The 19286-nt window shown below is 44.7% G+C and carries 17 protein-coding genes; 5 read left to right on the top strand and 12 right to left on the bottom strand.

Translation table 11 applies throughout. From position 1 onward, the window contains the following. Positions 1-4: 4 nt before the first annotated feature. The 5 genes from egtB to FEF09_RS22180 are packed head-to-tail and all read right to left on the bottom strand — an operon-like array spanning position 5 to position 5432. Positions 5-1156, bottom strand: a complete 1152-nt coding sequence (gene egtB / locus FEF09_RS22200; RefSeq protein ID WP_146307140.1) for an ergothioneine biosynthesis protein EgtB — start codon at positions 1154-1156, stop codon at positions 5-7. Between the two features lie 12 nt (positions 1157-1168). Further along, a complete protein-coding gene (locus FEF09_RS22195) occupies positions 1169-2737 on the bottom strand; it encodes an ABC transporter permease/substrate-binding protein (protein ID WP_146307139.1) in 1569 nt (522 codons plus the stop codon). After that, entirely contained in the window at positions 2712-3698 is a 987-nt protein-coding gene (locus FEF09_RS22190) for an ABC transporter ATP-binding protein (RefSeq protein ID WP_146307138.1), read from the bottom strand. The genes FEF09_RS22195 and FEF09_RS22190 overlap by 26 nt, the downstream gene beginning before the upstream one ends. A 43-nt stretch (positions 3699-3741) precedes the next feature. Beyond that, positions 3742-5124: a mercuric reductase gene (locus FEF09_RS22185; RefSeq protein WP_146307137.1), complete on the bottom strand. Its 1383-nt coding sequence runs from the start codon at positions 5122-5124 to the stop codon at positions 3742-3744. Positions 5125-5150: 26 nt separating this feature from the next. Beyond that, positions 5151-5432, bottom strand: a complete 282-nt coding sequence (locus FEF09_RS22180) for a DUF427 domain-containing protein (protein WP_146307136.1) — start codon at positions 5430-5432, stop codon at positions 5151-5153. Positions 5433-5648: 216 nt separating this feature from the next. Between FEF09_RS22180 and FEF09_RS22175 the strand changes: the two genes are divergently transcribed. From FEF09_RS22175 to FEF09_RS22165, 3 genes are all read left to right on the top strand, one after another. After that, positions 5649-8180 carry an XrtN system VIT domain-containing protein gene (locus FEF09_RS22175; RefSeq protein ID WP_146307135.1) on the top strand — a complete coding sequence of 844 codons (2532 nt, stop codon included), beginning with the start codon at positions 5649-5651 and terminating at the stop codon, positions 8178-8180. Then, positions 8173-9534, top strand: coding sequence for an exosortase N (gene xrtN / locus FEF09_RS22170; protein WP_146307134.1), 1362 nt, complete (start codon positions 8173-8175; stop codon positions 9532-9534). The genes FEF09_RS22175 and xrtN overlap by 8 nt, the downstream gene beginning before the upstream one ends. A 127-nt stretch (positions 9535-9661) precedes the next feature. Further along, a complete protein-coding gene (locus FEF09_RS22165; RefSeq protein WP_146307133.1) occupies positions 9662-10093 on the top strand; it encodes an SRPBCC domain-containing protein in 432 nt (143 codons plus the stop codon). Between the two features lie 2 nt (positions 10094-10095). Here the strand turns inward: FEF09_RS22165 and FEF09_RS22160 are convergent, their stop codons facing one another. After that, positions 10096-10728, bottom strand: coding sequence for a MarR family winged helix-turn-helix transcriptional regulator (locus tag FEF09_RS22160; RefSeq protein ID WP_186774459.1), 633 nt, complete (start codon positions 10726-10728; stop codon positions 10096-10098). Between the two features lie 180 nt (positions 10729-10908). Here FEF09_RS22160 and FEF09_RS22155 point away from each other — a divergent pair, with 180 nt between their 5' ends. Next, the gene (locus tag FEF09_RS22155) at positions 10909-12075 is read left to right on the top strand and encodes a lycopene cyclase family protein (protein WP_146307131.1); all 1167 of its coding nucleotides are present in this window, start codon (positions 10909-10911) and stop codon (positions 12073-12075) included. A 3-nt stretch (positions 12076-12078) separates the two neighbouring features. Then, on the top strand, positions 12079-15129 hold the full coding sequence (locus FEF09_RS22150) for a response regulator (protein ID WP_146307130.1): 3051 nt from the start codon (positions 12079-12081) through the stop codon (positions 15127-15129). A 153-nt stretch (positions 15130-15282) separates the two neighbouring features. On the opposite strand, the gene FEF09_RS22145 is transcribed toward FEF09_RS22150, so the two are convergent. The 6 genes from FEF09_RS22145 to FEF09_RS22120 all read right to left on the bottom strand — a co-directional run bounded on the left by FEF09_RS22145 (position 15283) and on the right by FEF09_RS22120 (position 18981). Beyond that, the gene (locus FEF09_RS22145; RefSeq protein WP_146307129.1) at positions 15283-15696 is read right to left on the bottom strand and encodes a hypothetical protein; all 414 of its coding nucleotides are present in this window, start codon (positions 15694-15696) and stop codon (positions 15283-15285) included. Continuing rightward, entirely contained in the window at positions 15693-16130 is a 438-nt protein-coding gene (locus FEF09_RS22140; RefSeq protein ID WP_146307128.1) for a hypothetical protein, read from the bottom strand. Before FEF09_RS22140 ends, FEF09_RS22145 begins: the two co-directional genes overlap by 4 nt. 11 nt (positions 16131-16141) lie before the next feature. After that, on the bottom strand, positions 16142-16843 hold the full coding sequence (locus FEF09_RS22135) for a hypothetical protein (protein WP_146307127.1): 702 nt from the start codon (positions 16841-16843) through the stop codon (positions 16142-16144). Further along, positions 16789-17439 carry a hypothetical protein gene (locus FEF09_RS22130; protein ID WP_146307126.1) on the bottom strand — a complete coding sequence of 217 codons (651 nt, stop codon included), beginning with the start codon at positions 17437-17439 and terminating at the stop codon, positions 16789-16791. The genes FEF09_RS22135 and FEF09_RS22130 overlap by 55 nt, the downstream gene beginning before the upstream one ends. Beyond that, positions 17436-17975: an alpha-2-macroglobulin family protein gene (locus FEF09_RS22125; RefSeq protein WP_261387671.1), complete on the bottom strand. Its 540-nt coding sequence runs from the start codon at positions 17973-17975 to the stop codon at positions 17436-17438. Before FEF09_RS22125 ends, FEF09_RS22130 begins: the two co-directional genes overlap by 4 nt. 313 nt (positions 17976-18288) lie before the next feature. After that, positions 18289-18981: a carboxypeptidase-like regulatory domain-containing protein gene (locus FEF09_RS22120; RefSeq protein WP_146307124.1), complete on the bottom strand. Its 693-nt coding sequence runs from the start codon at positions 18979-18981 to the stop codon at positions 18289-18291. Between the last annotated feature and the right edge of the window lie 305 nt (positions 18982-19286).

The following is a 19286-nucleotide window of genomic DNA, read 5'->3' as shown; positions in this document are numbered from 1 at the left end:
TAATTTATTTTGCCAGTCTGATACCGGTAAACTGCCATCTCAGTGAAGGATGGAAGAAGTTCCGGTAAGTAGCGCGGCTATGATTGGGAGGGGTGACTTCCGAACCGCCACGCAGTACCATCTGACTGACCATGAATTTACCATTGTATTCGCCAATGGCACCGGGGGCTTTTACAAAGCCCGGATAAGGAAGGTAGGCACTCTCTGTCCATTCCCATCTTTGTCCCCAGGAAAATTGTGCCGATGCTGCTTCCCATTCAAATTCAGTCGGCAGACGGAACCCTTTCCATGCGGCGTAGGCGGTGGCTTCATAATAGCTGATGTGACAAACAGGATCATTTTCATTTACCGGTTGTAGTCCCTGCCAGTTATAATGTTGCCATTTCCCGTCAACATGATGCCAGTAGAGGGGGGCTTTTACTTCATTTTTCTTTACCCAGTCCCAGCCTTCTGCATGCCAGTGACGGAAGTCCGTATAACCGCCTGCTTCCATGAATGCAAGGTATTCTCCGTTGGTCACCAGTTGAGCCGCAATGCTATACGGCTGGAGATATACGGTATGTCTGCCTAATTCATTGTCAAAGCAGAAACCATCTCCTTTGTAACCGATATCGTAGAGGCCTGCTTCCATGTCTACAAATGGTTTATCTGTAGCAGGTGCGATATAGTTGTCAACTGCGGTATCAGAGTAAGCCGGCATCAATGGGTTATGACCCAATATGAACTTGATGTCAGTATACAATAGTTCCTGATGTTGTTCTTCGTGATTCAGGCCCAGTACAACAAGTGTCTTCATTTCCTCTGACAAAGGTGTATCAAGTAATGCCTGCATGGCTTTATCGACGTGTTCGCGGTAACGCATCACGTCTTCTACTGCGGGGCGGCTCAGATTTCCTCTGTCTGTACGTATTACGCGGGCGCCTACTGTTTCATAGTAACTGTTGAATACGAAATTATAGTTCGGATCAAATTCTTTGTAACCCGGAAAATGCGGCTTTAGCAGAAATGTTTCGAAGAACCAGGTGGTGTGTCCCAGATGCCATTTCGGCGGACTCACATCAACGACAGGTTGAACCACATAGTCCTCTGTTTTCAAGGGCGCGCAGATATGCATGGACCTTTTCCGCACGGTGTTAAAATCATTTTTCAATTGCATATACCTTCGTGGTTAGTGATGCTGTAAATATTCCTTTAGATCTGATATAGATGTGATATGCAGTTCAGTTGCCTGCTGTTTGCGCATCATTAATGCATAAGTATTGTTGAAGCCAATAGGAGGTAACCACCTGATCTGGTACTGTTGCATAAACGCTTCAGAGACGTAGTCATATACCTTTTGCTTATCTGCGATAAGGGTATCGATAACAGATTTGTCCGCTTGCAGAATGACCAGTAAACCGGTGCCGGTATATTCCGGGTAAAGGTCTATCTGGCCATTGGTGAGTGCATCAAAACAGATTTTAGTGCCTCCGAGGCCGGTTTTTGTGACTGCTTCGAGGTCAGTATATCCGTTTACCAGCAGTTTATACATATTGGCAAGAATGTAGCCGTCGCCGAATATTTTGGCGCCGATGACAACCGTTCCTTTAGCGCCTTTTCTGGCTGGCTGTAATAATCCTTTAGCTTTTAAAAAATCACCGGCTACAAGTGCAGGATCCTGTTTGAGATGATCTACCCTGTAGTTCAGTTCAGTCATTACACTATCATTAATTATACCAGATAGTTTATTTAATGCCGGTGCAAGTTCCGGATACTTATCAAGTGTAGCCTGCCGCACAATGGGGGCTGCATAGTAAGGCGGGAAAATATGCTTGTCATCTTCCAGCACCTGAAGGTCAAATGCTTTTACCCTGCCATCTGTACTGCTCCCGCTGATCACGTCCAGTGTTTTCTCGTAAGCTGCTTTGTACATGATCATATCGCTGATCACGACGGTGCGCATATTGAGTCCGTATACCTGTTTTAAGCCCAGATTTCCATCTTTCCGCCCCATGAATTCAGGTGTAAAACCTGCTACGAGGCTACTGCCATAAGCGGCTGGAATCAGATAAAATGACGATAAGATGAGCAATAAAAAAGGTAAGATGTACAATGCCGTTTTGACGCTCCGCATCCGTAGTTTTTGCAGGCGTGCCACACCGGCATCAAATAAGATAGCCAATAAGGCAGCCGGAATAGCGCCGGCCAGTATCATATTGGTATTATTAAGCGCGATGCCACCGAAGATGAATTCACCTAATCCACCGGCTGCGATATACGCGGCCAGTGTTGCTACACCAACATTGATCACAGTGGCGGTACGTATGCCTGCCAGTATCACCGGCATGGCGAGTGGTAGTTGTACTTTCAGCAATAGTTGTCGCTGACTCATTCCCATACCTGTTGCCGCGTCAATGACAGTAGGATCTACCTGCAGAATACCGGTATAGGTATTTCTGATAATGGGCAGCAATGCATAGAGAAAGAGCGCCACGATCGCTGGTTTTGCGCCGATACCCAGTAGAGGGATCATAAAACCGAGTAGGGCAATACTGGGTATCGTCTGCAGGACACCTGCAATACCTAATATGCTACCTGCCAGCTTCTTTCTGCGCGTGATCAGTATGCCCAGCGGTACACCGATAACGACGGCTATTAATAAAGAAATAAATGTTAGCCCGATATGTTGCAACGTTTGCTCCAGCAGTTTGCCGGCCTGTTGTTGTACAAATTCAGGAAAGCCGGGTTGATCTTCCATTGCTGCTGATAGTTTGCTTGTATTGTGTAAATGCCTGCATCAACGCGGCGCTGTCTATGCGAATGAGCTTGTCGTCAAAAGAATAATATACCGGTACTGCAAGCGTAGTCATCTGCTCTAAAGCATCCCAGCAGGAAGCATCTTCCGGCAGTATGGGAGAGGCTTTTTCCACTACATGATCTGTTGGCAACAATGTACAGATAGCCGAAAGCCTAACAGCGTTCAGCTCAAGCAGCAGGCGTTGTTCCTGAAAGAAGTTTATTACAAACTCATTGGCAGGAGAGAACAGCAGTTCGGCTGGTGTGCCGGTTTGCTGAATAGTGCCCTTATCCATGAGACAGATACGATCACCCAATTGAAAGGCTTCCTGTACATCGTGCGTGACCATAATAACCGTCTTATTGCTGATCTCGTCCAGTGAGCGGAATTCTTTTCTTACACTGGCCCTTGTCACAGGGTCCAATGCGCCGAAAGGTTCATCCATCAGTAACACGGGAGGATCTGCTGCGAGTGCACGGGCAAGTCCGACACGTTGTTGTTGTCCGCCACTGAGTTGTTGCGGATAAGCATCATAATATTCGGCAGCCGGCAGGTGTAATTTTTCCATCAATGCACGGGTCCTTTCTTCTATGCGTTTTTTATCCCATTTGAGTAAACCGGGGACAATACCAATATTTTCTGCGACAGTATAGTGCGGAAACAATCCATTATCCTGTAAGACATAGCCGATATTACGACGAAGTGCAGTAGTTTCCTGTGTAGTAACTGCTTCTCCATTCACATATATTTTTCCGCTATCAGGCGCAATGAGTCTGTTGATCATGCGCAGTGTAGTGGTCTTCCCGCTTCCGCTGGTACCCAGCAGTACGAGGGTTTCTCCCGTATTGACCTCGAAAGACACATCACTGACAGCTGGCTTGCCGTTCTGAAAAGATTTGTTGACACGTTCAAGCTTTATCATGGCCGGGATTCATTGAGGATTTTAATCCGCACATTGTGCGAGGTTATTTTTCCAATGTCATAAAGAGGTTATTAATGGATTCTGCATACAGCGGATGTGCAAATATCATTTCTCTCAGCTGTGTAGCTGTGATTCCTCCGAGCATTGCCATCTGCATAACAGACATCACTTCGCCTCCTTCGGGGCCCAAGATAGCAACTCCCAGTAATTTATCATCGTTAGAGTTTATAACGGCTTTCATAAATCCCTGTGTGTTACCTGTCTCGATGGCCCGTGCTACCCGCGTCATATCGAGGCAGGCTACTTTTACATCATATCCTGCTTCTTTTGCCGCTTTTTCAGTTAGTCCGATACGTCCCAGCTGAGGGTCAGTAAACATACAGTAAGGTACGGGTCTATCTTTGATAGATGTATCTTCTTTGTTGATCAATCTCTTGTACAAAACAAGGTAATCGTTGTATGAAATGTGGGTAAACGCAGGTCCTCCTTTCACATCTCCCAATGCATAGATACCTGGCACATTGGTTTCCAGTTGATCATTCACTTTGAAGTAGCCTTTGTCATCTAATGCAAGTCCTGCTTTTTCAGGTTGTAAGGAAGTAGACTGTGGCGTGCGTCCCACGGCTACCAACAGGTGAGAGCCGGTAATGACATGATTCTCACCATTGGCGGTGAATTGCAGCCGGATGGTGTCACCGATCTGTTCTACTTTCTGAATATTTGCGCCGCTATGCATGGTAACGCCGGAAGTTTCCATTACTTTTTTTACCGCTGCTGCAACGTCTTCATCTTCATGTTTCAGCAACTGTTTGCCTTTATCAATAATGGTCACCTGACTCCCCAACCTGCGGAATAACTGACCAAATTCCAGTCCGATATATCCGCTGCCCATGATCACGAGATGTGAGGGCAGTCTGGTAAGTTCCATGATACTGGTATTGGTCAGATATTTTACGGTGTCGAGACCGGGAATGGGAGGTATTTTTGGGAGTGTACCTGTATTGAGGAAGATATGAGGGGCGGTGATTTCTTCTGCTCCGCCATCCTTCAGGGTTACTTTTAGGGTCTTGTCACCGGAGAATACCGCTTCTCCGTATATAATGGACAAGCCTTCTGTTTTTTCCAGTCCTTTGGTGGCTCCTCCTCGGAAGGATTCCACTACTTTGTCCTTTCGCCGGACGATCTTTTCAAGATCTACTTTAAAATCGCTGACGGTGATGCCCCATTCCTGACTGTTTGCAATGACATGCGCCGCAGCGCCGCAGGCAATCATTGATTTTGTTGGCGTACAGCCGTCATTGATACAGGTACCGCCGATCCATCTTTTCTCTACGATGGCTGTCTGCCAGCCGGCTTTAGCCAGCTTTTTAGCCAAAGGAACACCACCCTGGCCGGAGCCAATGACAATTGCATCAAATTTTCTCATAACTCAGCTTTTGTGTTTACTTATGCTTAATCTACGACTTCTACTCCCTTCCAGAATGCGATGTAGCCTTTGATATTCTCTGCCGCCTGTTTTGGCGCAGGATAGAACCATGCTGCATCGTGGTTGACTTTACCGTTGATATTGACATCGTAATAAGAGGCTTCCCCTTTCCAGGCACAAATGGTATGTGTGTTTGAAGGATTCAGCAATCCCAGTTTTACCGATGCCGGAGGAAAGTAATGATTGTTTTCGACCACCACTGTCTTGTCGCTTTCCGCAATAACCTCATTGTGCCAGATTGCTTTCATCGTGTTGTCGTTTAATGTGTTATGATTACAGGCCCAAATATTATACCATGGGGTGTTATATGGCAAATCAGAAGATAGTACTTTTTTTTGAATTGGAATTTGCCCGGATCAATTTCTTTTATTTACTTTGTGTTTCAAAGTGAGTGTAAAATCACATAACGGCCTGCTGGCCTTTTTTTAGATAAATCTTCTTTGTAATTCAAAGTGCTTTATAGTATGAATGGACGATCAATACCTTTGAGAATTCTGGACACCCGGCTTCGGGATAATATGTACAATTTCGGACTGGTTATTTTAGTACTGACACTGATCTTTTTTTGTATCGGCGAAGTGATACCTCCAAAAGGAGAATCCGAGTATATGGGCTGGTTCTTTGCCAACTATTTCTTTACCTGTGTTTATTTTGCCGCACTGTTAAGTAGCGGACGTTTAAGAAAGAGGAGAGACGGGCTGCCCCTGATGATTTTATTTCTGTTGATATTCCTCGTGAGTGCCTATTCCCTGAACAGGTTTATAAGCGTCTTTGCGGAGTCTGCTAACTGGTTTGCCGTTACAATTTTACTTTGTTCGGCGAACTACATCGCGTTTGCCTATTTACGCTTCCTGCCGGTATGGACAAGGTTATGCATGTTCTTTCTGTTGGGACTGTCTTTTTGTTGTTTCCTGTATATGGCCGTGTATATATTTCCTATCAGTCTGTTTGGATTAGCAGGCTTCTTTTTATTTGGTATTCCCCTGCATGCGATCCTGCCTTTATTATTCTGTCTGTATACAATCCGGGTATGGCGGAGGAATCGTCAACAGAGGCGTAGTTATGATATTGCATTCTTATCCGGTATCGGGGCGACGGTATTGTTTGTCGCGGTCTATGCGTTGCTCTGGCGCGTGAGTGTGGTGGAGGTGGAAAAGCAATACGAGTCTTCCGCTATTAACAATGATTTACCGAAATGGGTTAATCTCGTATCGAAAGTATCTACGGGGCCTGTTACACAGAAAGTACTGGTGGCAGATGCTGGTTATACCGTACCTGATACATGGGGAGAAAGTAGCTTTTTCCTGAGAGGAGGGAGAAGACAGGTATTGCATGATCCGCTTGTAATGATCTCCGCATGTCTGGGTGGTACAGCTGATATCCCCTGGGAGGATCGGGCAGCTATATTGGAGACTTTTTATGACGATCAGCCAGACAAGGAGTTACATCTCTGGTCGGACGAAGATCTGGTTACCTCACATGTACAAACAGCTACACAGATCTGGCCTGCATTGCGTCTCGCCTATACGGAAAAGACGATTAACGTAAAGAACAAAGGAGCGCAAAACAGGTTCAATCAACAGGAAGCTATTTACAGATTTCAGTTGCCTGAAGGCGCCCTCGTCTCTTCTCTTTCTCTTTGGATTAACGGCAAAGAAGAGAAAGGTATCCTGACCACAAAGACGAAGGCGGATAGTGCGTATACCAGCATCGTAGGGCAAGAGCGCAGAGACCCTTCCGTTGTTCACTGGAGAGAAGGGAATATGATAGCCGTACGGGTATTCCCGGTACTGGGAGGAGAGGAGCGCCAGTTTAAGATTGGTATTACGGCTCCGCTTTCACTGGAACATGGTCAGCTGATATACCGCAACATTCCGTTTAAAGGTCCATCGGCTATCAGTGCAGGTGAAAAGGTAGATGTGCAATTTGAAACGCTTCCTTCCGACTTGCACTATTCAGCGGCATTTAGCCGTGAAGAAAAGAATACACTGGTGAATATCGGCGGATACCGTGAAGAATGGATGCTGTCTATGAAAGATGAGGGATTGGTCCATCAGGTATTCAGTAACAAAGATATGATGTACACGGCTGTTCCTTATAAGAAAGAACTGGGAAATGCCGATATCAAAGCAGTATATCTGGACATCAACAGTAGCTGGACGACCGCTGCGTTCAATAAGGTATACACGCTGTTGAATAATTATAGGGTATGGGTATATGTAGATGATAAGCTGAAAGAGATGACCGTACTTAACAGGGATGAATTATTTACACAGCTATCAGCACAGCGTTTCAGTCTGTTTCCGTTCCATAAAATTACCGATCCTGACAAGGCGTTGGTGATCACCAGCAGCGTTGTAAAGTCACCACGCTTTGACGATCTGGGAGACTGCATTTTTACAAGTGATCTGAAAGAATGGTTGGGTCCATCTCATCGTGTGATGTTGTTTAACATGGGAGGAGCGTTATCTCCCTATCTGCGTACACTAAAGGAATGCCGGGCTTTCCGGTATGATCAGGGAGAGGTGAATGATTTACAATCCCTGCTGCAGAACAAACGTTTTCCGCTGGATATTGAAAATGATCAACGTGTTGTAATTGAAGCAGCAGATATGGCGATCACTGTGCATCCGGGAGCGGGCGGCACTACTGCACCTGATCATCTGCAAAGATTATTTGCTTATAACCATATTATGCAGGCTATGGGCCCACATTTGCTGACGGGTGGAGAGACTGCAGATACGCTGGTCGCTGAAGCACAAGAGGCACATATCGTGACACCGTTGTCAAGTCTGATTGTGTTGGAAACGCAGGCGGACTATGATCGTTTTAACATTAAGGATAGTAATGGCAGTCTGAAGAATGCTGCTATACAAAATAAAGGAGCCGTACCGGAGCCGCATGAATGGGTACTGATCATAATGGCAGTATTGCTGCTGATCGGATTGAAATACCGTTCTGTTTTTTCAAAACGTTTTAACTGGATCAATGGCTAGGCATTTTTATCATATACTGCTGAAGATGATATACGCCGGTCGCTGCTGGCCGGTGTTGATCTTCAGCATTTACGGGTATCTACTTTTCTGCGGACTTGGTGCATATAATGACTGGTTGTCCTCTGGCAGTATATTGGGTGTATTGGTACTGTTGATAGTAACGTCATTCAAACGAAGTGAAAAAGGAGGGATGCGTTTCTTTCTATTGGCGCTGCTACCATTATTTCTGTATGTATTAGTGCCGGCAAAGACGCTGCTTTGGGCTTCGACCATATGCGGGTGTTTGTTTCTTGCGGAAACCTTTTATGGCCGGATTAATCATTTGCCTTTGATGGTGCTGGGGATCATCACGCCTTTATTTAAGAGTATAGCAGATGTATTCAGTTTCCCGATCCGGCTGATGCTGACCAGATGGGCCGGGGCCGCGTTAAGTATGGTGGGAAATGGCATCAGTGTACAGGGAAATATGATTGTCATCAACGGACAGGAATTTTCTGTAGATCCTGCATGTATGGGCTTACAAATGATCATCACATCCCTGTTATGCGCGATTATGATCATCGGTATTTATCAGAGAAGGTATCAGAAGGTATTGTCTGCGCGTATGGTATTACTGGCATTACTGCTGGTCATGGGCCTGAATATAGGTTCAAATCTGCTACGTATTATTTTCCTTGTATGGTTTGGTATCATGCCGGATACTGTTATGCACGATATCGCGGGAATCATGTGTCTGGTGGTTTATGTGATTGCACCTACATTATTTATGGTGCGTTGGGCTGTCAACAGATATGGCTATCCGGAGCCGGAGCACCGCCGTCGTTATGTATTACGTTCCGCACTGAAAATGCTATTGCTGAATGCTTCATTGGCCATCTTTCTGATGCTGGCACTGGTATATAAACCTTTTGCACCTGCCGGAAATCCCGGTTTTCAACAGCTACCCGGTACACCCGGTTTTGCGGTTGCCAATCTGCCCGGGAATATTATCAGATTACAGAATGAGCATCTGCTGGTATACATCAAACATATCCCCAACGGTTATTATTCAGAACACCATCCTATGCTCTGCTGGAAGGGGAGTGGTTACAATTTTTACAGAGTACAGGAAACACCTGTAGAGGGGCACAGGATATATACTGCCCAGCTACAGCAGGAAAAGGACATACTTTATACGGCGTGGTGGTATGATAATGGGTTAGTAGCTACCAACAGCCAGTTACAGTGGCGCTGGGATGCGCTTTTGGGTGCGCATCCCTATTCGCTTGTCAATGTTACGGCAGCTTCTGAAAAGGAATTACAGCTGGCGGTAAAAGACCTGCTGGAGAAACGTAGCTTATCCATGTACTTTTAGCAAAACAGGCCTTTATTAAGTGCCTGAATTGCTTAAGATAATTTCTGTAACCAAATGGTTTCTTATATTTGTAACCGATCGGTTAAATGATGTTTATTCTACTAACATTTTCAAATCCATCAGCAACATGAAAAGCGAGCCATTTGTAATTGAACGTATCTACAATGCACCTGTAAAACGGGTGTGGGAGGCTATTACCACAAAGGAGCAGATGAAACAGTGGTACTTTGATATTATAGATTTTAAAGCGGAAAAAGGGGCAGAATTCCACTTCTACGGTATAGGGCCGGAGGGAGAAAAATTCAAACACCTGTGTAAGGTGACGGAAGTAACCGAGAACCAGCAACTGACTTATAGCTGGCGGTATGAAGGGTTTGAGGGAAATTCCTTTGTCAGCTTTGAGCTGTTTCCTGAGGGGGATAAAACAAGGGTGAAACTGACACATGCAGGGCTGGAAACGTTCCCGCAGGATAATGCCAGCTTCAAAAAGGAGAATTTTGCGATGGGCTGGACCCAGCTCATTGGTACTTCTCTACGGGAATTTGTAGAGCAGGCATAGTATTATTCCAGTATATCATCCAGTTTCGACAGATTATCCATAAAAATAGGGTGATGATAGTCGTCCAGTCGTTGTAAGGTCACTACCAGCTGATACTGTTCGAGGGGGCTCAGGTCTCCCAGTATCAGCCGGGAGATCTTATCCATATTGCCGTACAGGCCTGCCAGCAATTCCTTTCCTTTATCACTTACCCTTAAAGCTTTGCTGCGCTTATCCTCTTTATGCACCGTTTCCTCCATATAGCCAAGTCTGACGAGTCTTTTGATGATTTCCATACCCGTAGGCTTCTCGTGCCTGTTCTGCTGTATCAGTTCCGTCTTATTCATGGGTTCATATTGCAGCAGGGAAACCATGTACCCGAATTCATCCATTGACTGCAGAGGAGACCCTTCTAATGCTTTCTTTATATACAGTTTGGCATAACGGTACATATAAACGATCAGTTTACTGATCAATCCAGGTGTATGTGCATCGCCATATCCCTCTTTTGTAAGTGGTGTATCATGAAAAGGTACCGGCGGCAGTTCCTTTGTTTGTAACCAGGCAATGAAGTCATTTGTTTTTGGCTCCTTACCCGTTGACCGTTCATATTCTTCAGCGAGAACGATCAGGTCTTTCAGGAATGTATAATCCAATGAAAACGATTTTGGCAATAATAATAAGATTATATAGTAAAACTGGTATAAAAACATTTTATACTTATCACTTAATGCTATATTATTGTACCAATTTAGTGTGTAAACATACTTGTTGCCCCTGCGCACAACATTTTAATGATTGAAGAACCCCCATAGCGGAATTGAAAAACGGTTTGAATGGAACATTTCGACTACATCATTGCCGGTGCCGGATGCGCCGGAAGAAGCCTGGCTGTACATCTTATTCATGCCCGCAAACTGGCGGGTAAAAAAGTTCTCCTCGTAGAAGATATCGAAGACAAGGAACGCCGGCAGCACTGGTGTTTCTGGGAAAAAGATCCCGGTCTGTTTGACGAGATCGTATCTCATTACTGGGCTAAATTATCATTTGCTGGTTGTGAAGGTCAACAGGTACTTGACATTGCGCCCTATCATTACAAAATGATCGCTGCTGACCGCTTTTACGATTATACCCAAAAGCTTATTACGGCTGCTCCCAATGTGACGATCAGAAAGGGTTTGATTGGCAAGGCCTTTAATTCACGGGGGAAATCGGCCGTGATTGTGGACGGACAACGTTTTACGGCCGACTATGTATTTAAAAGTGGTCAGCCTCCCATAGCTCCCGATGCGACTGAAAGCAATCTGATCCGGTCTTTTAAAAGCTGGCATGTAGAGACGGTGACACCCTGTTTTGATCCGGATATGGCTACCCTGATGGATTTTAAAGCAGTATCATTACACGATAGCGGTTTCTTCTATACCCTGCCTTATTCTTCCACCAGAGCAGTGGTAACATATACACTTATTGCGCCGGAGATACCTGATCAGGATATGTATGATATGGTGCTGCAACGTTATATGCGACAGCAGTTTCAATGTAGTCTTTATAGCGTGAACCAGTCAGAGTCGGGACATATTCCTCTGTATGAATATGCGCGTAACAGTATTGAAGACAGCATTATCTATCTCGGGACGGGCGCCTATGAGATCAAAGCGGCTGGTGGTCATGCCTTCCGTTTTATTCAAAGACACTCACAACACATCGCTCAATGCCTGCTGAACGGTGAACATCCTGCTACTGCCAGTATACGTTTCGACCGTTTTGGTTTCTATGACAGCATCTTTCTTCGTTTAATCGCGTTGCCTGCTGTGTCTTTAAAAGGGCTCTTTTCACGCTTATTCCAGAGAAATGCACCAGCGACTATTTTGAAATTCCTTGATCATGAAACCTCGTGTTGGGAAGAATTACGTATCTTCACAACTCTACACAAACGGGCTTTTGCAACAGAAATATTCAAGAAATTGAAAGGACAAATTTCATCCACAGCGAAAAGTTTTTAGTGTTTGAATGCAATACTACAGCAGGAACTAAATAGATTGACTGAATTAGCCTCTCTGGTTTGCAATGTACAGGTAGCAACGATCTCTATCAGTGATGATCAACAGCCATCCGTTGTCATTGCATATGGCATTCCTATAACCGTACCTGAACCCCCATTTCTCCGTACATACGATTTAAAGGATAATACCGGCCACCTGCTCGGCATACTGAGTCTGGCCGACATCCATGCACGTGAACTGGATATGCGTCAGGAAAAGGCTATAGCACTGCTTATTCAGGAGATCGTCTCTCATATTACAGATCATTATCATTATGAAGAATTGCTGGATAGCGAGCTTAATTTCAGGGCTTTCTTTGAGAATTCGCATGGTTTGATGTGTACACATGATCTGGAAGGCCGGTTATTGACGGTAAATAATGCCTGTGCGTCCATACTAGGTTATACCTGCGAGGAAATGAAGGATATGACCTTAGCGGATATCGTGCCTGCCCAATATGAAAACGAACTCTATGCTTATCTGAAGAAGATTAGCACAGAAGGAAAGGCTCATGGTCTCATGATCACCATTCATAAGGATGGAACAATGGGATCTGTATTGTTCAATAATGTATTGTTCAGGAATCTCAAAGGGGAGACTTATGTGATCGGAAATGCCATTGATGTAACGGAAAGGCAGGTATTGGAAAGAGACCTCAGGCGTACCCGTGAGATATTGGAACGTACCAGTCAGATGTCCCGGATCGGCGGATGGGAAGCTGACCTTGTCAACCGGGAACTGTTCTGGTCTGACGTTACAAGAGCAATTCATGAAGTCCCTTATAACTATCAACCCACCATGGCGACTGCCATCGGATTCTACAAAGAAGGAGAAAACAGGGAGGCGATTACAGATGCACTCCGGGTGAGTATGGAAACAGGTGAACCATGGGACCTTCAATTGCAGATCATCACGGCAAGGGGGCAGGAGAAATGGGTGAGGGCTATTGGTAATGCCGAATTTGAAAATGGTAACTGCAAACGCCTGTATGGCACCTTTCAGGATATTTCTATTACCAAAGAAGCCGAGCAACAGCTGATCCTGCAGAAGTCTAATCTTGCCGCCGCCAAGCAACAGGCAGAACAGGCGAATATGGCCAAGTCAGAATTTCTGGCCAATATGAGTCATGAGATCAGAACACCTTTGAACGGAGTAATAGGGTTTACAGAACTTGTATTGAAGACTGAGCTGAATGAAACGCAGCACCAATACCTGTCTATTGTAAATCAGTCTGCTAATGCCCTATTGAGCATCATCAATGACATTCTGGATTTCTCTAAAATAGAATCCGGTAAACTGGAACTGGATATCGATAAATACGACCTGTATGAGTTCAGTAGTCAGGTAAGCGATATTGTCAGTTATCAGGCCCAGCACAAAGGGCTGGAAATGTTGTTGAATGTCTCTACGCAATTACCCCGGTTTGCATGGTTTGATGAGGTCCGGCTGAAACAGATCCTTATTAATCTCCTTGGTAATGCCGTCAAATTCACCAGCAACGGAGAGATCGAATTAAGGGTACGTCCGCTGGAATTCCTCGAAGATGACAAAGCAAAGATCCGCTTTGAAGTCAGGGATACCGGTATCGGTATCAAACCGGAGAAGCAGCTGAAAATATTCGAAGCCTTCCGTCAGGAAGACGCTTCCACTACAAAGAAATACGGTGGTACGGGACTGGGTCTGACGATCTCCAACAAACTGCTCGCATTGATGGGCAGTGAACTGCATATTGAAAGTGGTGTGGGAGAAGGCAGCACCTTTTATTTTGATATCGTATTGACCACCGTAGAGGCACCGGCAGAAAATCAGGATAATCTCGAACGTATTAAAGATGTATTGATAGTAGACGACAATGACAACAACCGCCGTATACTGAAAGAGATGCTGCAGATGAAGGGCATCTCCTGTACAGAAGCCCGTAGCGGATTTGAGGCATTGGAACTGTTATCAACGAATGACGGTTATGATATCATCCTGATGGATTATCATATGCCTTATATGGATGGCCTTGAGACCGTCAGAAAGATGCGGCATCACTTCGGTACGAAGCCCCGCGAACAGGGGATCATCCTGTTACATAGTTCTTCTGACGATGAGCGTATCATCACTGCCTGCGAGCAATTGGGAATAGGCCAGCGCATGGTGAAACCGATCAAGATTCATGAATTATATAACAGCCTTTCTTTACTGATCAATAAAGAGAAACGTAAGCGCCATCAGCAGGAACAACAGGCAGAACAATGGATCGGCGGACGTCTGAATATCCTGATTGTGGAAGATAATCCGATTAACATGTTGCTGGCGACTACTGTTGTCAGACGTATCGCGCATGATGCCCGTATCTACGAGGCTCAGGATGGTATAGAAGCGATCCGGATCTGTCGTGCACAATTACCTGATCTGATCCTGATGGATATACAGATGCCTATCATGAACGGTTATGAAGCAACGGGCCGTATCCGTGAAATCAAAGGAGGACAACGAATACCTATTATCGCGTTGACCGCCGGTAATCTGAAAGGAGAAAGGGAGAAATGTATGGAGGCTGGTATGAATGATTTTATTTCCAAGCCGCTCATTCAGGAGAAACTGATGGAACTCTTCCGTAAATGGCTTACTATACCTGTAGAGGAAGAACCTGTGCACCTTATTACCGTCAGGGAGGCGAAGGAAGAGCATTTCAACATCGCCACTCTGGAGACATATCTCATGGGTGAGGACAGGGCTGTATTAAAACAGTTGCTGAAACTGACAATCGATGAATTAAAGTCCGCAGTATCAGAGCTACAGGCAGCAGCAGCTGCTGTTGATATCCGTAAGATCAACCGCATCGGGCATAAGATCCGGGGCACTTCTCAGATTATCGGTTTGAGTAAGCTGGCTCGTATTGCAGATCAGCTGGATACGCTGGCGGTCAAACATGAGCCGGAATTCAGTCAGCTGATTGAAGCGATGCAGGAGGAGGCTTTATTGACGATTCAGCTGATGGAAGAACAGATCGCAACGTATGGATGAGGCATCAATTGAGAATGAGCAGGGAAGGAAGATCAGTGTATTGGGTCGCGTTGGAAAATACTGGATAATAATTACGAATATATGGCCTTATTAAAATAAAAGGAGTTTCAATAATTGAAACTCCTTTTATTTTAAGCCTGATTTCTGATTGAATCAGTCTGCATTGTTCACAAAGAAGTTAAACTTTTTAATGTATGCCTGTTTCAGCTTTTCATCAGTCTCTGTAAAGAAGTATCCGTGATATCCACGATCAAGTGCTGTGTATTTAACACCTTCCAGTTTTAACTTTCTTGAATCGACAACACCGATCAGCTTATCCTTATGGAATACCAATACGGTCCGGAAACCCGGAGACGGATCGTCTGCCGCGCTTTCGTAGTTGTAGTATTCTATATATGGCTTGTTGTTATCCATTGCTTCCAGCTGGAATTGCTGAATAAAAGATTCCATACCCGCTTTTGTTTTCTCCGGATGCTCCTGCATGTAAGTAGCCAGTGCATTTTCAATAATGGTGGACTGTTTCAGTTTATTTTGCTGTACAGCGGCATGGAATACGCCGGTATTCACACCTTTATCGTTTTGAAGGTCATTTCAATGACAACGTCCTGTAGCACCTTTCCTACGGTTTTACCATTTGCGATGATCGGGGATCCTTTTTTCAGTACCTGTCCTTCCTGTTGAGCATCAGTCAGTTCTGTTGTGACGAGGGTAGCTGACCAGCCTTTGGCAGGAATACCTGCTTCCAGTTCTACGTTATCATTTACCTGTGCCATTGGTTTACCATTGACCTCATCCAGCAGTGTAACGGTGCCGGCTGCCCTTTCCCGGATGATCTTTTCAGGAGTTGGCTTTTTTCCCTCCGGAGCTGTGGCAGGTGCAGGTTTTGTTTTGGCAGGTTTTTCTACTTCCTGTACTGTGCTGTCGGCCTGCTGCTCATGTTGTTTGTTTTCTACACAAGCGGTCAGCAGCAACGCTAATAAAAAGTATGAATGATTTTTCATAATCGCTAAAATTAGTGAATATAAACTTGTTTCAAAGCCTCTCTTCCCATAAATACCGGGAAATATTGCATTTCCGCTTTGGCGGGGTTGAGGTAGTATCTTCCTGTATAGCGGGGTAGCAGGGAAATTGTAAAAGTATGTTTACCTGCTGTCAGCTGTGTACAGAAAATACTGACCTTTTCTTTGAAGTGTTCCCGATGTACTTCATTGTTACGCCATTGTTGAGATTTATCTGCATAGGAGCAGCCGGCAGGGATCGGTATTTCCACGAGTACATAGTCAGCCGTTTTTTTCGCATTGACAGTCACTGTCAACGTAACCGGTTTGCCTGCTTCCAGTGTCGCTATTGCCGTGTTACTATCAGAGAATACAGAGCTTACATCAAACAAACCGCTGATCTTTTCCGGTGCGTGATTAATGAACTGCTGATAAGCCGTGAAATAGACAGGCGTTTTACCTTGTTTGCTGATAACGATATTATCTGCAGTCAGCGTATCTGTATAAGGGAACTGTGTAATCTTCCTGCCATTAATGTGAATTGTTGCGGCTGATTGTGCTTCTTCCTGCAGGATATCGGGCAGGATAGTTTCCAGTATCTGCGCTGATTCATAAGTATTCCGCCAGTAACCGGCTTTACGTTGTTCAAGGAAGTACCCTCTTATGCTTTGTAACAGTGCTTCTTGTCCCCCTGCCTTACGAAGTATCTTATACATCTGTAGGTAGACTGGATACTGTTATTGAATAGATGGAGTGTATCTTTTCCCCAGAATGTGTTGCCGTACACAGTCTGCTGCTGACGGGAAAGTAGCGTGGACAGATCAACAGTAAGACCTGTCTGTTGCTGTAATAACGCCAGTCTGATCGTGTCATACCCGCTTTTACCCGATCTTGCAATAAGGCTGTCAATATTGGATTTATAGTCGATGGGAGCATTCAGTTGTGATAATACCTGCATGTAGCCGATGCTGTCTTTACAGCTACGTGCGGTCAATTCCATGGTAAGGTAGTTAATGACGGCCTCCTTGTTGAAATTCGTTTTGTAGCCTTGTGCTGCTGCCATGATCATTGCTTCTGTAACATGGCTGGTGATCCAGAGTGATGCAGGGGCATCTTTCCACCAACCCCATACCTCTGATTTTTTCTGTTGGTTTAATTTGTCGATAATGCGTCTGATATCCTTCTTTTTTGAGAAATCCTTATGGAGATAAGTAGCGATCTTTTCTTCCAGCAGGAAGGCTTTCAGTTTAGAAGCCAGCTGTTCATTGCAGAGGTATTTATAATTTTCCACCTGTTCAATTTCATCTGTCATACTGGTAGTATAGCTGATGATGCATGGACAATAAGCGGTGAATGATAAACCGGGGAATATGTAAAAGCGGTATCATTTCGCAGTGTAGCAAAGGTCCCCGTCGTTTCTTCTGTACCTCTTTCTATGACAGGTGTTTTCCGCTCTTCTCCGTCCATATAACCTTCTTTTTCGATGGTATACCTGAATTGGATACTATCTGTGGTATTGACCACTACATCTGCAGAATCAATGATGGCATTTTTCAGATTGGCGCTGGCGCGTTTGAGGAGCTTATTATTTACAAAGAAGGAGCGGCTAACGGTACCACTATCTGATGCATAGTTCAGTGCTTTCCCTATCGCAAGTATGGCATCACCATTGACAGCAAAAGCCGGGATAGCCAGTGTAGCACTTAATGTTTTGAAAGATCGGATAGACAGTTGTTCCATGCCTGATTGCTTCCTGCCTGACATCGCGATCGCAAATGCGTCCCATTTAGTGATATCATCGGGGTATGTCACTTTAAAAGATGCATTGCCGTTGCATCTGTGAGCAATGAGGGCTGCCAGAAGGCATCATCTCTGAAGTTTGTACGCAGACTATAGGCTGGTACACCTTCAGGCATTCGCTTATATCTGCTCCCGGAATCCCCGGAGCCTTATCCCCGGTCATTTCTATTACATGATCAGGGGATGATGAAGGTCTGGTTGTAATTTTCACACCGGCTGCTTACCATATAATGCGGCTGAAAAATTGTCGTAATGCGAGCTCTGTATTGGTTCGGAAGTAATTGTACTTACAGCATATCCAGTGGTTTTCGTTCTCTTTTTATGCCCAGAGCTGTTACGGCCACTTCCCCCATCTTGTGTTTCATGGCTTCAATATAATGACATAATTGTTGTTGCCATTCACAGTTATCTGCTCCGTTGAATACCCTATATAACTGATGTCAATAGTTTCATTTTTAGGGACCCGTAAACTGAAGTGTCCGTTTTCATCCGTGCAGGTAGTGATATTGCTGCCATATATTCTTACCATTGCCTGAATAAATGGTTCGAGGTTATCATCCATTACTGTACCGGTAACTGTTACTACACTTTTACTATCGATTGGTGTCCGGGATTGCATGATACGTTGTCCGATGTCATGCGGTCCTTTACTGCGCATATCCAGTGATTGTCTGATGATGCTGTCGAGCCTTCTACTGAGACTATCAGCAGCATGGATATGTAAGGTGTCAAATAAATAACAGTGGAAGTAGCCGGTTTTCAGGAACAGACTATCCTGTAGTATATACCTGTTATCATTGAGGAGTATTATTAATTTATAGTATCCGGACAACATATCAGGAAACAGTCGTTTGTCTGCGCGGAAAGCACGGACTGTTAAAGCGCTGTCATATCTGAAGAAGAGGAACTGTTGTATGCTGTTGGCCAGTGTCTGCTCGTTGTTTCCCAGACTGATCTGGATATGACTATTAGATAAACGATAGCCGGGATTCGAAAATTGTTTGCTGTATACAGAGAGCATTTCATCCTGACGTTTTCTTATCAGGCTGTCCACCAGTTTTCGTCAGCGCCAATGATGATAAGCTTGTGTCAGAAGATGCATTGCTGTATACCTCGGAGAGGTTATTGTTTTGCTCTTTTTCTTTTATCAATCCTTCACTGATTTCAAAGAGGTATCCGGATTCAGGATTAAATGGTTGTCTGAAATGGTTTTTTTAAACCAATGTGGCTGCATCTTTTGTAAGAGGGCCTATTAACAAGACTGATTGGCCATATCCGGATCCTCTTCTATATTATTCACTCCATAGAATTGTCCGCCCTGAAGAAGGTATACATGTTCATATTGGCGAATGTATTTTT

This window comes from Chitinophaga pinensis (assembly GCF_007896845.1).
In the GTDB taxonomy this organism is placed as follows: Bacteria; Bacteroidota; Bacteroidia; order Chitinophagales; family Chitinophagaceae; genus Chitinophaga; species Chitinophaga pinensis_C.
The sequence above is the reverse complement of the archived record's forward strand: the minus strand, read 5'-3'. Positions and strand labels throughout refer to the sequence as shown.

Coding starts and splice junctions, on each gene's coding strand:
- egtB (WP_146307140.1), bottom strand. CDS start 1,156: ATGCAATTGAAAAATGATTTTAACACCGTGCGGAAAAGGTCCATGCAT.
- FEF09_RS22195 (WP_146307139.1), bottom strand. CDS start 2,737: ATGGAAGATCAACCCGGCTTTCCTGAATTTGTACAACAACAGGCCGGC.
- FEF09_RS22190 (WP_146307138.1), bottom strand. CDS start 3,698: ATGATAAAGCTTGAACGTGTCAACAAATCTTTTCAGAACGGCAAGCCA.
- FEF09_RS22185 (WP_146307137.1), bottom strand. CDS start 5,124: ATGAGAAAATTTGATGCAATTGTCATTGGCTCCGGCCAGGGTGGTGTT.
- FEF09_RS22180 (WP_146307136.1), bottom strand. CDS start 5,432: ATGAAAGCAATCTGGCACAATGAGGTTATTGCGGAAAGCGACAAGACA.
- FEF09_RS22175 (WP_146307135.1), top strand. CDS start 5,649: ATGAATGGACGATCAATACCTTTGAGAATTCTGGACACCCGGCTTCGG.
- xrtN (WP_146307134.1), top strand. CDS start 8,173: ATGGCTAGGCATTTTTATCATATACTGCTGAAGATGATATACGCCGGT.
- FEF09_RS22165 (WP_146307133.1), top strand. CDS start 9,662: ATGAAAAGCGAGCCATTTGTAATTGAACGTATCTACAATGCACCTGTA.
- FEF09_RS22155 (WP_146307131.1), top strand. CDS start 10,909: ATGGAACATTTCGACTACATCATTGCCGGTGCCGGATGCGCCGGAAGA.
- FEF09_RS22140 (WP_146307128.1), bottom strand. CDS start 16,130: ATGAAAAATCATTCATACTTTTTATTAGCGTTGCTGCTGACCGCTTGT.
- FEF09_RS22135 (WP_146307127.1), bottom strand. CDS start 16,843: ATGTATAAGATACTTCGTAAGGCAGGGGGACAAGAAGCACTGTTACAA.
- FEF09_RS22130 (WP_146307126.1), bottom strand. CDS start 17,439: ATGACAGATGAAATTGAACAGGTGGAAAATTATAAATACCTCTGCAAT.